This is a genomic window from Methyloterricola oryzae (assembly GCF_000934725.1).
Classification (GTDB): Bacteria; Pseudomonadota; Gammaproteobacteria; order Methylococcales; family Methylococcaceae; genus Methyloterricola; species Methyloterricola oryzae.
This window is the reverse complement of the sequence record NZ_JYNS01000013.1, coordinates 1-14,092: the sequence shown is the minus strand read 5'-3', so window position 1 is coordinate 14,092 and position 14,092 is coordinate 1. Positions and strand designations below refer to the sequence as shown.

The window sequence follows — 14,092 nt, the reverse complement described above, 5'->3', positions numbered from 1 at the left end:
CATGGCCAACCATATCGTCGTCGTCGAAAGCCTTAAGGACTGGCAGGCCGATTTTCCACCGGTGCAGGTGGTCACGGCCCGCGACTACCTGTCGCAGGCAGAGTACCTGAAAACCAGGGACACACGCGTCATCAACCTGTGTCGCAGTTACACCTACCTGAGCACCGGCTATTTCTGCTCGCTGTTGGCAGAGCCGCGCAGCCATAAGGTGATTCCCAGCGTCAAGACCATCACCAACCTCAGCAGCAAGTCCATCTACAGTCTCAACATCGAGGACCTCGAAGGCCTGATCCAGAAAAGCCTCAAGAGCCATGCGGCAGGACCCGAGCAGAATTTCGAGCTGCCCATCTTCTTCGGACGCTGTGAGCATCCGGAAATGCAGGAATTGGCGCGCCAGCTGTTCGACCTGTTCCGCTGTCCGCTGCTCAAGGTCGAGTTCGGCTTCGAGGGTAAATGGCACGTGGAGCGGGTCAAGCCCATGCATCTCAATGGTTGGGTCAAGGGCGAGCGCAAAGCGTTCTTTATCGAGGCCTTTTCCGGCTACATCAGCAAGCCCTGGCGCACGCCGCGCGCGCGCAACGCGGCCCGTTACGACCTTGCGCTCCTCCACAACCCCAGGGAGGCCATGCCGCCCTCCAACCGTGGGGCGCTGCAGAAGTTCGTCCGCGCCGGGAAGCGGTTGGGCATCAACGTGGAACTGATCGAGAAAAAGGACTACGTGCGCCTGGCCGAATACGATGGCCTGTTCATCCGCGAGACCACCAATATCGACCACTATACCTACCGCTTCGCCAAGAAAGCGCAGATCGAAGGCATGGCGGTCATCGACGACCCGGACTCCATTCTGAAATGCACCAACAAGGTCTATCTCGCAGAACTATTGACCGCGCATCAGATTCCGGCCCCCCGCACCACGATTCTGCACAAGGGCGGCAAGCTGGCACCGCCGCGCGAACTGGGCTTTCCCCTGGTGCTGAAGATCCCCGACGGATCCTTCTCCCGCGGAGTGGTGAAAGCCAAGGACGCCAGCGAATTCAAATTGCACGCCGAAAACCTGTTCCGCGAATCGGACCTGATCCTTGCCCAGGAATTCCTCTTTACTGCGTTCGACTGGCGCATCGGCATACTCAACGGCCAGCCACTGTTCGCCTGCCAATATTTCATGTCGCGCAAGCACTGGCAGGTGGTGAAGCATTCCGCTTCGGGCAAGACCATCGAAGGCGGCTTCAAGACCTGGCGGGTCGAAGACGTTCCGGCGCCCGTGGTCGAAGTGGCCGTCAGCCTCGCGCGCCTGATTGGCGATGGGCTCTACGGAGTCGACCTGAAACAGAATGAGCGCGGTGTCTATGTCATCGAAATCAACGACAACCCCAACATCGACGCTGGCATCGAGGATGAGGTGCTGGGCGATAAACTCTACGAGGCGGTCATGGGAGAGTTTCTAAGGCGCATGACCGCCTGAGGATCAGATCAGCGGCCCGCCGGCGGCTCACAGGCTCTTCAGGTTCCGCAGAAAATAGGGCATCTCGATACCCATTTGGATTTCCAGCGCCTTGGCTCTGGGCAGGAGCATGACAGGGTCCGGCTTGGGCAGTTCCCTGCCAAGCCCCAGACCGATCACATTGCCCTTGTTGGGCACCGGCAGGCGATAGGCCTTGCCCGGAAAACAGTGCTTCAACAGGTCGGTGGATTGCCGCAGGCTGGCATTGTGCGAACCCCACAGATTGATGGACACCACGCCGGTCGGACGCAGCAGGCGAGCACAGGCGGAAAAGAACTCCTCGGCGTTGACGGATGAGTCCATCCCCTGATGGTCATAGGCATCCACTAGGATCAAGTCGTAGGCCGCTTCTAGCACCCGCGCCAGGGATTCCGTGTGCTCCACCGCCTCCGCCACTTCAATGCTCAGGCGCGCATCGCGGGGCAGGCCGAAATAAGTCCTGGCAATGTCGACCACACCGGGTCGGCGTTCCACCGCATCCACAGAGCACTGGTCGAACTGCGAGATCAGAAATCGCGCGAGAGAGCCTCCGCCCAAGCCGAGCAGCAAGACCCGATGCGGCACGGGCACAAATATCAGGGCCGCGAGCATGGCACGGACATAGGCGAGTTCCAGACGCTCCGGATTGTCCAGGGCCATGGCGCTCTGACGCGGCGAGGTGCCGAAGTGCAATGACCGCACGCCGAAGGCATCCACCACTTCCAGAACACCCTCGGCATCGCGCTCACTGAACACCAGGGCGCCGCCATGACGCCGTGCAGCTCCTGCAACATACTGATTTTTCTGCATCCAGCTCGATTCTGAGGGGTTTCGCCTAGTCATTGGGTGAAATGCCTCCAAATGCGCCGCCGCAATCAGTCGGGTAGATTCTACTCATATGAAATCTATATAAGTTTTTGCATGGCACGCAACTTGGATCATAGTCAGTGCATAACCTCTTCGACTGGAGTACTAGGGTCCGGCATTACAGCATCATTCCCACATCCGCTACACAAAACCTCCCTCACTTTCTGCTCTATCTGTCCCATCCCCTCCGGCCCTAGTCATTTTTTCAACGCGCCAGGCGCGCCCTAAAAGGCGGCGCTGTGGCCTTCCCGATAGGTCCTCACCACCTTGACGAAGGCCAGCATGTCGTACACGGCATGAATTACAATAGGAATCAACAGGTTCCTTTCACCGCCGAAATCCATCGCCAAGCCCAGATAAAGCCCGGTCAGCCCCGCCAGCAAGGCGTACACGGGCGTAATCCAGTGAGCAACAGCGAACAGCAGGTTGCTGAAGATCAAACCTGCCTCCCAACCCCAGGAAGACTCGATGAGCGGCTGCAACACGCCGCGGAACAGGATCTCCTCCGTCACCCCCGCCAGCAGACCCAGGTAGGTCATATCCCGCAAACTGCAGGCGTCTAGCAGCGGCCCCATCTTCTCCAGCAGGAAATGCCGGATCCGGCGGAGTTCGGGCAGAGGCAGCCAGTAACAGACCTGAAACGCCAAAAACAAAGGCACGGTGGCACACAGACCAATCAGCAGGCCCCGAAAATCCATCACCAGATGCGCCAACGGGTCGATATCCGCCAGCCAGGCAAGCACATAAGCGGCTACCACCAGCCCGCCCTGAAAGACCGTGGCCACCTTGAGGAAATCGCCGCGCTTCAACAGTTTTTGGGAATCAAACATGGCTCACGAACTTTTGAAAATCGGGCCCCGCGCCAACAGCACAAGATAGGTTGCCGCCGAAAGGGCCATCGAGAACAGATAGGGCGTCTCCAGGCTCAAGGCATAGCGCCCCAGATGCCAGGCGGTGACGCCGGCGATCAATGCACCCGTGGCGCAGACCGAATCACCGACGCGGGTCGTGAGGGCAAACAACACCACCACGAAAACACCCGCGCCGCCAAATGCGGAGGCCTGCTCGACCAGTTCGTGCACCCCTTCGCTGACCAAGGCCAGGGAATAGGCCACCAGGCCGAACAACACCACGCAGTACCGTGCAATCCGCACTTTGCCCGCTTCCGAAACATCCCGGGCGAGGGGCAGCACAACGTTATGGGACACGAGCGCGGAGGCCGCCAGCAGAGCGCTGTCCACGGTGGACAAGATCGCCGAGATCAAGGCGCCCGCAAACAGGATATACAAGTCGCTGCCCAGATGCTTTTGCGCCAGCAGTGGCAGTATCTGCTCCGGTTCCTGCAACTCGGGCATCATTTGAAACCCGACCAGGCCCAAGGCCACGGGAATCAATCCAACCAGCAGGTAAACGGCGCCCCCCGCCACGCTGGACAGGCTCGCCACCTGAGGTGACCGGCTCGCCACGATGCGCGCCACTAGTTCCTGCGCGAACAGGGAGCCGGTTACGGGTATGGCCCAGGCCTCCAGTACCTCCATAAGGCTGCGCCCATTGCCTTCCAGGGGGTTCAGCCGCGCGGGCTCAAGCGCCGCAAACGCGGCGGATACGCCCCCCTGTGCCTGCATCACCACGACAAACAGGACCACCAGCCCCAGGATCAGGGCTACGCCTTGCACCAGATCCGTCACCACGTCCGCCAGCAGGCCACCATAGACGGTGTATACGATGACCACACCGGCCGCCAGCGTAATCGCCGCGTCCACCTGGAACTGGGACGAGGCCGAAATGATCTGGCCGAAGGCACGGATCTGCGCCCCGGCCCACATGATCGACGTGGGGGCCACCATCAGCACGACCAGCTTTTCGACGCGCGGCGAATAACGCAGCCGGAACAAGTCCGCCAGCGTAGTGAGGCGCATGCGCCACAGGGGAACGGCGAACAACACTCCCATCAGCAGCAGACAGGCCGCATACCCGAACGGGTCGGCCGAGCCACCTGACAAACCGGTACGATACACGGCGCCGGCAGCGCCGATGCAGGTCTCCGCCCCGAACCAGGTGGCAAACACGGTGAAAGTACCCAGCCCCAGGCCGAGACGGCGACCCGCGAGCAGGTAATCGTCCTCCGACGCGATGCGCTTGGAGACCAGCACCCCGACCAGCAGTTGCAACAGGATATAGGCAAAGATGCCGATCAGGGTGGTATTCATGCCGATAGCGTTCGCCCGCAAGTCCACAGGATTGCCGGCGAATCCCTCAGGAGTCTAGGAGGGGGTCTCCTGCCTGGCGCTCAGGTGCTCCGGATAAACGGTCTCGCCGAATTTGCGCGCCAAGGCAATCAGAAACACATCCATGGTGCCGTGATACGAGATGATGAAGCGGGCAAAGAACCTGAAAAGCGGGCTGTAGATCTGATCGTTCTCCGTGATGGTAACCACGGTACCCTCTCGCTCTGGCCGCAGTTCATACACCCAGGTGCTGTTGATGGGCAATTTGTCGCCCACCAACCGGGTGGCCATGCGACGCGGCGGGTCGCTCTCGGTCATGGCGAACTGCACGCGGATATTGCGGGCACACACTTCGAACCAACTGGGATGCCCTGCCACTTCAGGACCCGGCTCCACTGCGCTCAGACCGGGACGCCAATCGGGATGGCACGCAAAATCTGTGATGGTCGACCAGACCTCCTCAGGGCTCGCACGCAGGCGGATGCGGCTTGAAGCCACATGGGTCTTGGGCAGGCGGGATCCGACCACGGCAGCGGCGCCGATCATCACCAGCACCATGCCAATGAACAGGGTCAGCGTCATGACAGCCCAGCCGCCGCCTGCGTCTCCCAGGCCTTGAAAGGGTGCTGCGCAAGTGAGGTGTTGTAGTAGCGTACATCCTCGGTCACTTCCTGGCCCAGCCAGGACGGTCGCTCGAATGGCTCATCCGGATGCTCCAGTTCGATCTCCGCCACCGTCAATCCAGCATTTTCGCCTTCGAACTCGTCGATCTCCCAGGTATGCCCGCCGACCTGCACGATATGCCGTACCTTCTCAATCAAGGGTTTGCGGCTGAGGGTATCCAGCATCAGGCAGGCATCCGCCAAAGGAATCTCGTACTCAAATTCCTGGCGCTGCGCGCCGATGGTCACGCTCTTGATGTTCAGCCAGGCCTGCTCGCCGCAGGTACGAACCCGGATGGAGCAATCCTTTTCATGGTTCAGATAGCCTTGGCGCAAGCGCTCGGAGCGCTGAACCTCTCGGCGCCAGGCATCGCTTCCAAGCAGAAATTTTCGTTCAACTTCAAGGGCCATGAAAGCATTATACGGTCAATAGCGTCGCTGTCGCAGCCAGCGGCGCAGTTTCTTTTCGTTGTACAGCAACAGAAAGATGGTCACATAGGCCATCGCCGGGACAAATTTGCCATGATAGGCCGCGCCAACCGTGGCCAACATGCAGAACAGGGCGATCATTTCCTTGACCACGGCCATTTTCCGATCGTGCTGAGTCATCGTGATGCAAGCTCCGACAAGGTTTGTTGAACAACCCTGTCTTAGAGGCGATCCGCGCCTCAGGGTTCCTCGCGCATAGCGCCGGGCTCCAGCGCCCAATCCTCCCAGTAAGGCGTGGGGTGGAAACGCTCGTGGAGGAAGTCGACAAAAGTACGGACCTTCGCAGACAGGTGTTTGCGATGGGGGTAGACCGCGTGAATTTCCAGGGGCGAGGGGATAAAGTTGGTGAGAACCGCCTGCAGCCGACCCTTGCGCAGGTCCTGCCCCACCATGTAGGTAGGCAGCAACACCAGGCCCAGCCCGCTGATCGCCGCGATGCGCAGGGCGTCAGCCACGTTCGCCTCCATGGTGCCGGCCACCTTCACCACCGTCGTCTTGCCGGTCTCCGATTCCAGAAACTGCCACTGATCCCTTGGCGGCATGCTGGAGTTGACCAGGCAGTTGTGCAGTTTCAGGTCGTTGGGCGTCTCGGGGACGCTGCGGTTCTTGAAATAGCTGGGCGCACCGCACACGACCCGCTGGGAACCGCCGAGCTTGCGGGCGATCAGGCTGGAGTCGTGCAGATCGTCCAGGTGTATGGCGAGATCGAAGCCCTCCTCGATCAGATCCACATAGCCGGACTGCAACACCAGCTCCACGTTCACGTCCGGATAGACCTGGTTGTAGGCCGCGATGGCGGGTGCCAGATGGTAGGCGCCGAAGAAGGGCGCCGCATTCACTTTCAAGGTCCCGCGAGGTTCCGTCTGCAGACGGGTCACCGCAAGCTCTGTTTCCTCGATGTCGTCAAGGATCTGCAGACACCGCTCCAGGTACACCACCCCAACTTCGGTCAGGCTCAGATTGCGGGTGGTCCGGTTGAGCAGGCGTATGCCCAGACTGTTCTCCAACTGCATGACGTGCTTGGTCGCCATGGCGCGGGACAAGTCGAGTTCCTTGGCGGCCGCGGCAAAACTGCCCGCCTTGGCCACCTTGGTGAATACGATCATGCTGGTCAGTTTGTCCATGGAGGCAGGTCCCCAACTATTTTAATTATTGAAATAATCAACGAGCTTCCAACACATTCTACGTCATTTCTTTCCATCAGCTAAGCAAGCCGTTCATGCGCCGGGTCCCTTCCCGACGGTCTCTTGCGTGTAGAAATGGTGCCGCGGAGCAGGCGAGGTGGCATCGCGCCGATCCATCAGCAAGCGCTAATTGTCCTGACCTTGATTTGGATCAAACTGCCGCGCCTGCCCGATCACTATACTGTGCCCAAGTCTTTCGGGAACTCCTTCCATCCAGGATGTCCCAAAACGGTTTTCTTAATCCTCTGGGATGGTGTGTGACGATAGCGCTCGACCTCGTAGGTGTGAGACTGCTAACGACCCTCCGATCTGCCCTTGCCGGCGTCACCGCCCGCAGGTTCAGTCGGAGGGATTTTTTTGCCCGCTCTGCTGCGACCGATGCCACCGACTCAGCCATGTCTGTAGCCTGCCCGCCTGGCACGGCCTAAAGGCCATACATCGACTTCTCGTGTAAGCCCGGGACGGGTAACCCCTCATCGAGGGTAAGCTTCAAGCTCAGCACCCTGCCGCCATCTGCCGTCCCTGGCGGACTCACATCACGCAGTGCCGCCGGCGGGCCGGTTGAGGAGATAATAGACCACGGGCACGACAAGCAAAGAAAAGGCCGTGGAAGCGAAGATGCCGAAGATAAAACTCCAGGCCAGACCCGCGAAGATGGGGTCCAGGGTAATGACGAAGGAACCGAACATGGCGGCCCCCGCCGTCAGGAAAATTGGCCGAAGGCGCGTAGCCCCGGCCTCAATGAGCGCCTCCACCAGTTCCTTGCCATCCTCGCGCAGTCGCTCGATGAAATCGATGAGGATGATGGAGTTGCGCACCACGATGCCGGCCAGGGCAATCATGCCGATCATGCCGGTCGCGGTAAACAGGATGGGATTGGCGTAGCCGGCCACGTCCGTGGTAAACAGGTTTAGGAACCAGAAGCCCGGCATGATGCCGATGATGGTGAGCGGTATCGCCACCATGATCACCAGAGGAATCCCCAGCGAACCAGTCTGCGCCACCAGCAATACGTAAATCATCAGCAGGGCCGCGCCGAAAGCCAGCCCCAGGTCGCGAAACACGTCGACGGTGATCTTCCACTCCCCTTCCCCGGCCAAATCCACTGAGTAACCCTTGGGCAGGGGCTTTGCCTCCTCGATATCCCAGTAGTCGAACACCGCTTCCACGGGGCTGCGACCTGCCATCTCCGCGGTCACGTAATTCAAACGCTTCAGGTTTTTATGGTAGATGGCGCGGTCCACGTGCTCATCCCGGACGCTCCCGAGTTCGCCGAGGGGAATCAGCACACCATCGGCACCTCGTACCCGCAGCGCCAACAAATCTTCGGTCGCTGACCTTTGCGCACGCGAGAGGCGCACCGTGATTTCCAGCGGAAAGCGTTCCGAAGGCGCATGGACGACACCCCCCATGCCGCCGCCCAAGGCAATGTTCAGGGTTTCGGTCACATCCTTGACGCTCACGCCGTGCAAGGCCGCCTTGGCACGGTCCAAGGTGAACCGGACCTTGTCCTGCGGCTCGTCCACCAGGTCGTCCACATCCACCACACCGTCGATCTTCTCGAAATCCGCCTTCACCCCTTCGGTGACCGTGGCCAGATGGTTGTAATCGGCATCCAGCGGCCCGTAGACCTCGGCAACAAAGGTCGAAAGCACCGGCGGTCCCGGCGGCGTCTCGACGATCTTGACCTTGGCGCCGAAGCGCTTGGCGATGCGATCCACATCGGGACGGATACGCAGGGCAATCTGGTGGGACTGTTGCTCGCGTTTCTCCTTGGGGAGCAGGCTGATGCGTATCTCGCCCAGGTGCCCGCCGGAACGCAGATAGTAATGCCGCACCATGCCGTTGAAATCCATGGGCGAGGCCAGGCCCACGTAGGCTTCAAAATCCGTGACCTCGTTGACCGTTGCCAGGTATTCTCCCAGGGCGCGCGCCACGCCATCGGTCTCTTCCAGAGTGGTGCCGCGGGGCATGTCGATCACCAGCTGCAGCTCGTTCTTGTTGTCGAAGGGGAGCAGCTTGAGCGGCACCGCGCGGGTCACCGCCAGCATGGCCGAGGCGGCGAAGGCGATGACCATGCCCCACAGGAACAGCTTGGCGCGGCCGGGCTTGCGGATCAGCCCGCCCAAGGACCAGTCGTACAATTTGTAGGCCCAGTTCGACTTCAGGTCGAAAGGCTCGTCACCGTGCTTGCCATATTCGCTCTTGAGCAGGTAGTAACTGGCCCACGGGGTGACCGTAAACGCCACCAGCAGGGACATAAGCATGGCGATGGGCACGTTGAAAGCCATGGGCGCCATGTAAGGCCCCATCATGCCGGTGATGTAGAACAGCGGCAGGAACGACACGATGACGGTGAACGTCGCGAAGATGGTGGGCGGCCGCACCTCATCCACGGCAGTCAGGGCTGCTTCCAGGGGCGGTTCCTTGCGCAACTGGAAGTGACGGAAGATATTCTCCACGTCCACGATGGGATCATCCACCAGCAATCCCAGGGAAAGGATCAGGGCAAACAGGGTGACGCGATTGATGGTGTAGCCGAACATCAGGTCGAACAGCAGGGTCACGCCCAGGGTCATGGGCACCGCCAGGGCCACAATGAAGGACTCTTTCGGGCCCAGCGCCAGCGCCAGCAGCACGATGATGGTGGCGATGGCGATGAACAGATGCTTCACCAGTTCATTCACCTTGTGGTTGGCCGTCTCGCCATAATCCCGCGTGACCGTCACCGTGACGTCTTCGGGAATCAGCTCGCCGTACAGCCCCTCAACGGTACCTATGGCATCCTCGGCCACCGCCACCGCGTTGGCGCCCTTGCGCTTGGCCACCGCCAGGGTCACCGCTTGACGTTCGTCTCCAAGCGTAGCTGGCGAACTCTCCCCAACATGCTTACTGTCCTTTGCCGCGGGTCCAAAGCCGATGCGCGTATAGGTCTCGGCCTCGGCGGGTCCATCGCGCAGCTCGGCCACATCGCGCAGGTACACGGGCCATCCTCCGGGCGCCTTCAGCACCGTCCCAGCGACGTCGTCGGCAGACTGGAAATTGGGACCGGCATCGAACTGCACCACCCGGTTGGCCGAATCGAAGCGCCCCGCCTGCAGGCTGACATTGGCGGCCGCCAGGGATTGCATGAGTTCCAGGAGGCTCATGCCATGAGCCGCCAACCGCGCGGCGTCAGGATAGATGCTGATGCGACGCGGCTGCCCCCCGTAGACCGTGATCTTGCCGGTGTCCTCGACAACGCCCAGCTTGTCCCGCAATTCGTCGGCCAGCCGGCGGAGGGCCGGAGCGTCGTAGACGGGGTTGTCCGAGGACAGGGTCAGGGTGACGATGGGGACATCGTCGATCTCCACCGGCTTGACCACCCAGTCTTTGACCACCGGCGGGATGATGTCCTGGTTCGACATCAGCTTGTTCCAGACTTTGACCAGGCTGTCCTCGCGGTCTTCGCCCACGTAGAAGCGCACCGTCACCAGGGCCTCGCCCTCGCGGGACGCCGAATAGACATATTCCACCCCGTCCACCTCGCGCAGGCGCGACTCCAGCGGCGTGGCCACCAGCTTTTCCACCTCCTCGGCCGAGGCGCCCGGCGCGCGCACCAGCACATCGGCGACCGGGACTACGATCTGCGGCTCTTCCTCGCGTGGTGTCAGCAACAGAGCGGCCAGTCCCGCCAGAAGCGAGGCAATGAGCAGCAGCAGGGAAAGTTTGGAGGTAATGAAGACGCGGACGATCTCCGCGGTGAAGCCGCGTTTTACCGGTTCGGTCGTCATCTCAGGCTCCCTTCAGGCCGATCCGTTGCTCAAGCGTGTCACGCGTCCTGCTCATCGGCCAGCCCCCACCAGCACCTGATCGCCCTCCTTGAGGCCGGAGAGCACCTCCGCCATGCCGTCATTCAGCTTACCGATGCGAACCTGCCGCAAGCGGGGCTGGCCATCCACCAGCAGGCGCACGCTTTCCAACTGGCCGCTGCGGGAAATGGCGGCGATAGGAACCAGCAAGGCACTCCGGCGCTGGCAGGCCTGTTCTAGCCAGACGAAGGCGCCGGGTTGAGCCTGTGCCGGACCTTCCAGCCCGGCTTTGACCAGCACCGTGCGACTGGCCTCATCCACCGCCGGCGCCACCTCCTCGACATTGACGGGAACGCGCTGCTCGCCGACCCGGGCGACTAGCGTTTGCCCGACTGCAACGGAATCGGCGCAGCTTGCCGGAATAGCTGCTTCCACACGAAGCTTCTGATTTGACTGCAGGGTCAGCACAGGCGTACCCGGCAGGGCCATATCGCCGGGCTCCCGCTGACGTGTTACGACAGCTCCGTCGAAGGGCGCGCGCAATACGGTCTCGGCCGCCAGGGACTGGGCCGCGCCGATCCCGGCGCGCGCTTCCGCCACCTGCGCCTCAGCGGTGCGCGCGGCCGCCTGAGCCGCCTCCAGAGACTGTTGGGTGGCAGCTTCCTTGTCGAACAAGCTGCGAACTCGCCGCGCTTCCGCGCCGGCACGGACGGCCTGCGCCTCGGCCGCCACTAAAGCCGAACGCGCCTGCGCCAGCCGCGACTGCAGTTCCCTCTCATCCAGCGTGACGAGCACCTGGCCCGTCTTAACCACATCGCCGGCATGAACCTTGACCTCCATAATCCGTGCCGCAACCTTTGGAGCCAGTTGGGCCGTGATGCGGGCGCTCAGGGTGCCCGGCCAGGCCATGATCTCATCCACGTCCTGGCGGACCACCTTCGCCTTTCCAGCGCCGGCCGGCAGGGCCGCGCGCTCGGCAGCCTGGACGGTCCCGGGCGGTGTCTTGGAGGAAAAGCCGCCCTGCATCCACACCAGGAGCAGGATCAGTCCCGCAATCGAACCCAGGGCATAGAACATCTGCGTGTTGGAGTGCTGTTCCGAGCTCATGTTTCTACTTCCAGAATCCTGTGGCTTTCTTCAAGTTGGCTTGCGCCACCTGTACGTCGAAGCCGGCCGTGATGTCACGCATCTGCGCCTGTCCGCGGTCCGCCTCTGCTTCAAGATAGCGTGTGACAGTGGCCGCGCCGCCCCTATATTGCTCGTGCACCAGACCGAAAGCAGCCAGGGCAGCGGAGGTCGCGGCCTCCGCCACCTGCTTGCGCTCCTGCGCCTCCTGCAGACTGGCCTGGGCCCTCTGGATTTCGTCCTCTATTTCCAGGCGTGTCTTCTCCCGGATGGCTTCCGCCTCGGCCAGCTTGCGGCGCGCGCCCTCGACCCGCGCCGAGGTGACGCCGCCGCTGAACAGATCCACTTCCGCATTGATGCCCATGGTCAGGTTGTCCTTGTTGAAGTTGAATTCCGGCGAACGCTCGTTGAGACCATACGCAGCGTAGGCATTGACCCGGGGCAGATGGCCGCCCATCTCGGCCCGCAGTTCCTTTTCGCGCATCTCCACCTGACGCGCCGCCGCCTGCATCTCGGGCCTCTGCGCCAAAGCCTGGGTGAGGAGCGCGTCGAGGCCGTCAGCGGCGGGTTGTTTCGCATCTGGCGGGGCCTCGCGCAGTTCCAAGGGTTCGCCGGCCCCCATGCCAAGCAGGGTCTTCAGGCCCGACCGGGTCAGCACCACGGCATTGCGCGCCCTCAGCTCCGCCTCCCTAGCCTGTGCCATGCGGACCTCCAGGGAGAGTACGTCGGAGCGCAACAAAGCGCCCTCGCGGTGCATCAGTTTGGCGTGTTCAAGTTCGCTACTCACCGCTTCGATGGACTGGCGCGCGACCTCCACGTGGCGGGGCGCCGCCAACACCGCATAGTAGGCCGAGGTCACGGAGGCGGAGAGCTGATTGCGCAGCGCCGAACGCTGTAACTCGGCCGCCTCGACGCCCAGTTCGGCAGCCTTCTTGCGGTAGTAATCCTGCCCGCCCCGAAACAAGGAGATGCTGCCCACCAGCTCCGGCCGGAAATTTTCCACGAAGCCCGGATTGTTGATGTCCTGGAAGTGGCCGTTGTTGAACCGCCTTTGCGACACGATGGCGGAGAATGCCATGGCGGGGTCATTGGAATAGCTATAGCCCATGCGGCCGGTGAGCCTGGGATAAAATGCCGCCAGAGCCTCGGCCACCTGCGCCTGTGCCTGCCCGATGCGCTCGGCCGCGGCCTGGATATCGGGATTGTGCGCGTAGGCCAGTTCGAGAAGCTGGTCGAGTCCGAGCGCCTGGGATCGCGCTGCGGCAGGCCTTGGGCTCGCAACCGGCGCGGCCTTGGGCGCTGCCTCCACCTGGCAGGCCATGCCGCTCAGCAGCAGGAGCATCACGCCTCGTGCTCCCCGCCGCCAGTGAACTCCGACGTTCGAGAAAGTCATTTTTTCGGCTCGTCTTCGTTTTCGATGGATGCCATCGTGCATCGTCAAATTATCGTCCTTGCCCAAACGGCTTCGGGCTTGCCGCCCTCGACCCGTTTCAGCTTCTTGCGATAGCGCGCTTAGCGCAGCGCGGAAATCGTGCGTCATGCCAGCGTATTAAGAGGCCTACGGCAGCGTAGGCGTATCGCTCAAGCACGCTGCCGTTCAATGAGCCCGGGGGGCCTTTTACTTTTTCAGGCGCATGATGCCCATGGCCTTGAGGGTGAGGCGCTCGTAGGTGGGCTCGCTGATGCCCTTGCGCACCTTGCGCATGAAGTACTTCTCGTAGGCGATCTTCGCCAGGTGCACCCAGCGGCCCCGCGACGCCCACTGCACATTGCGCGGCGGAATCTGCGGCATCGCCAAAAACGCCACCCCGGTGTCACCGAAGTCCGCCAGGCACAGCGCGTTCCAGGTGCCCTTCTCGGTGGGCTCCTTGCCGTCCAGCTCCGCCCGGATGTTGTGCGCCGTCGCCGTCACCATGGATTCGATCATGTAACCGGTCTTCGGCACCCCCGTCGGCACCGGGGTCTGCTCCAGTGGCGGGATGGCGATGCACACGCCGATGGAGTAGATGTTCTTATAGGTCGGGTTGCGCTGGTGCTCGTCCACCAGGATGAAGCCGCGCGGGTTGGTCAGCTTGTCGATCCCGAACACCGCATCCACCCCTTTGAAGGCCGGCAGCATCATGCTGTGCTTGAAGGGCAGTTCGTGCTTTTTCTTTTCCTGTCCGTTCTCGTCGTACTCGGTGACGTACATCATCCCCGCCTCGACCTTGTCCACCTTGGCGTTGCAGATCCAGTCGATATGCTTGTTGCGCAACTCGCTCTCCAG

General features: G+C 61.8%; 12 protein-coding genes. 1 reads left to right on the top strand and 11 read right to left on the bottom strand.

Annotated features, from left to right (window positions below; genetic code table 11):
* Window position 1: 1 nt before the first annotated feature.
* A complete protein-coding gene (locus tag EK23_RS15710) occupies window positions 2–1,462 on the top strand; it encodes a RimK family ATP-grasp domain-containing protein (RefSeq protein WP_045226347.1) in 1,461 nt (486 codons plus the stop codon).
* 27 nt (window positions 1,463–1,489) lie between these two features.
* On the opposite strand, the gene EK23_RS15705 is transcribed toward EK23_RS15710, so the two are convergent.
* The 11 genes from EK23_RS15705 to EK23_RS15655 form a co-directional block, all read right to left on the bottom strand.
* A complete protein-coding gene (locus tag EK23_RS15705) occupies window positions 1,490–2,290 on the bottom strand; it encodes a spermine/spermidine synthase domain-containing protein (protein WP_045226346.1) in 801 nt (266 codons plus the stop codon).
* Window positions 2,291–2,571: 281 nt separating this feature from the next.
* Entirely contained in the window at window positions 2,572–3,177 is a 606-nt protein-coding gene (locus tag EK23_RS15700; protein ID WP_045226345.1) for a CPBP family intramembrane glutamic endopeptidase, read from the bottom strand.
* A 3-nt stretch (window positions 3,178–3,180) separates the two neighbouring features.
* Window positions 3,181–4,557 carry a high affinity choline transporter 1 gene (locus EK23_RS15695; protein ID WP_045226423.1) on the bottom strand — a complete coding sequence of 459 codons (1,377 nt, stop codon included), beginning with the start codon at window positions 4,555–4,557 and terminating at the stop codon, window positions 3,181–3,183.
* 54 nt (window positions 4,558–4,611) lie between these two features.
* Window positions 4,612–5,157: an SRPBCC family protein gene (locus EK23_RS15690; protein ID WP_045226344.1), complete on the bottom strand. Its 546-nt coding sequence runs from the start codon at window positions 5,155–5,157 to the stop codon at window positions 4,612–4,614.
* Window positions 5,154–5,648: a CYTH domain-containing protein gene (locus tag EK23_RS15685; protein WP_045226343.1), complete on the bottom strand. Its 495-nt coding sequence runs from the start codon at window positions 5,646–5,648 to the stop codon at window positions 5,154–5,156. The genes EK23_RS15690 and EK23_RS15685 overlap by 4 nt, the downstream gene beginning before the upstream one ends.
* Window positions 5,649–5,663: 15 nt before the next feature.
* Window positions 5,664–5,846: a hypothetical protein gene (locus EK23_RS23360; RefSeq protein ID WP_045226342.1), complete on the bottom strand. Its 183-nt coding sequence runs from the start codon at window positions 5,844–5,846 to the stop codon at window positions 5,664–5,666.
* A gap of 59 nt (window positions 5,847–5,905) precedes the next feature.
* Window positions 5,906–6,850 carry a LysR family transcriptional regulator gene (locus EK23_RS15675; protein ID WP_045226341.1) on the bottom strand — a complete coding sequence of 315 codons (945 nt, stop codon included), beginning with the start codon at window positions 6,848–6,850 and terminating at the stop codon, window positions 5,906–5,908.
* A gap of 596 nt (window positions 6,851–7,446) precedes the next feature.
* Window positions 7,447–10,683 (bottom strand): efflux RND transporter permease subunit, encoded by a 3,237-nt coding sequence (locus tag EK23_RS15670; RefSeq protein ID WP_045226340.1) that lies wholly within the window; start codon window positions 10,681–10,683, stop codon window positions 7,447–7,449.
* A 51-nt stretch (window positions 10,684–10,734) separates the two neighbouring features.
* A complete protein-coding gene (locus EK23_RS15665; protein WP_045226339.1) occupies window positions 10,735–11,808 on the bottom strand; it encodes an efflux RND transporter periplasmic adaptor subunit in 1,074 nt (357 codons plus the stop codon).
* 4 nt (window positions 11,809–11,812) lie between these two features.
* Window positions 11,813–13,168: a TolC family protein gene (locus EK23_RS15660; protein WP_052808244.1), complete on the bottom strand. Its 1,356-nt coding sequence runs from the start codon at window positions 13,166–13,168 to the stop codon at window positions 11,813–11,815.
* Between the two features lie 276 nt (window positions 13,169–13,444).
* A partial coding sequence (locus tag EK23_RS15655; RefSeq protein ID WP_045226338.1) for an NAD(P)/FAD-dependent oxidoreductase occupies window positions 13,445–14,092 on the bottom strand: 648 nt, incomplete at its 5' end.

Excerpts from the sequence above, each read along its gene's own strand:
- EK23_RS15710 (WP_045226347.1), top strand. The coding sequence starts at position 2 with ATGGCCAACCATATCGTCGTCGTCGAAAGCCTTAAGGACTGGCAGGCC.
- EK23_RS15705 (WP_045226346.1), bottom strand. The coding sequence starts at position 2,290 with ATGCAGAAAAATCAGTATGTTGCAGGAGCTGCACGGCGTCATGGCGGC.
- EK23_RS15700 (WP_045226345.1), bottom strand. The coding sequence starts at position 3,177 with ATGTTTGATTCCCAAAAACTGTTGAAGCGCGGCGATTTCCTCAAGGTG.
- EK23_RS15695 (WP_045226423.1), bottom strand. The coding sequence starts at position 4,557 with ATGAATACCACCCTGATCGGCATCTTTGCCTATATCCTGTTGCAACTG.
- EK23_RS15690 (WP_045226344.1), bottom strand. The coding sequence starts at position 5,157 with ATGACGCTGACCCTGTTCATTGGCATGGTGCTGGTGATGATCGGCGCC.
- EK23_RS15685 (WP_045226343.1), bottom strand. The coding sequence starts at position 5,648 with ATGGCCCTTGAAGTTGAACGAAAATTTCTGCTTGGAAGCGATGCCTGG.
- EK23_RS23360 (WP_045226342.1), bottom strand. The coding sequence starts at position 5,846 with ATGACTCAGCACGATCGGAAAATGGCCGTGGTCAAGGAAATGATCGCC.
- EK23_RS15675 (WP_045226341.1), bottom strand. The coding sequence starts at position 6,850 with ATGGACAAACTGACCAGCATGATCGTATTCACCAAGGTGGCCAAGGCG.
- EK23_RS15670 (WP_045226340.1), bottom strand. The coding sequence starts at position 10,683 with ATGACGACCGAACCGGTAAAACGCGGCTTCACCGCGGAGATCGTCCGC.
- EK23_RS15665 (WP_045226339.1), bottom strand. The coding sequence starts at position 11,808 with ATGAGCTCGGAACAGCACTCCAACACGCAGATGTTCTATGCCCTGGGT.
- EK23_RS15660 (WP_052808244.1), bottom strand. The coding sequence starts at position 13,168 with ATGCTCCTGCTGCTGAGCGGCATGGCCTGCCAGGTGGAGGCAGCGCCC.